Below are 513 nucleotides of genomic sequence, written 5' to 3'. Positions count from 1 at the left end.
TTTTAGCGAAACACAACAATTTAATAATCAGTATTTTATGCTCTATAATCGATATAATGGGTTATTAAGAGTATACTTCTATTTCGCTGCCGATAGTGAGTACCAGTCCAGTAACATAGCTCATTTTTTGAATTTACGAGGGAGCGCAGCGGGAAATTCTCCATTGCTCGCGTTTGCGGCTGGCGATCTAGTTGATATTAATAATGAAAATAATATAACAAGCGTAAGCCAGTTACAACCTTATAAAGTTTCGTCCACTGGGTCCTGGTATGCTGCGGAATTTGAAATAGCATATGATGCGAACTTAGCCAGTACACCTTTTAATGATTTACGATTGGAATGGCAGATAATTCCAAACAGTATACAGAACATCGTAATTAATGGGACCGAGACTGGTGACATTTCTGGAACAGTTGAGCGAATGTCAACCTCTCCTTCTTTTTTTGCGAACGCTGCTAATAGTATAGTTGATGCGGGAATAAAAGTTGGGGCTAGCGCAATATCGGATTCAAC

At 39.0% G+C, this 513-nt stretch carries 1 protein-coding gene; it reads left to right on the top strand.

Annotated features, from left to right (window positions below):
* A partial coding sequence (locus DC366_RS20730) for a hypothetical protein (RefSeq protein WP_207768802.1) occupies nucleotides 1-513 on the top strand: 513 nt, incomplete at both ends.

Origin of the sequence: Pelagivirga sediminicola (genome assembly GCF_003072125.1) — a bacterium.
Taxonomy (GTDB): domain Bacteria; phylum Pseudomonadota; class Alphaproteobacteria; order Rhodobacterales; family Rhodobacteraceae; genus Roseovarius; species Roseovarius sediminicola.
This window is presented reverse-complemented; position numbering and strand designations above follow the sequence as displayed.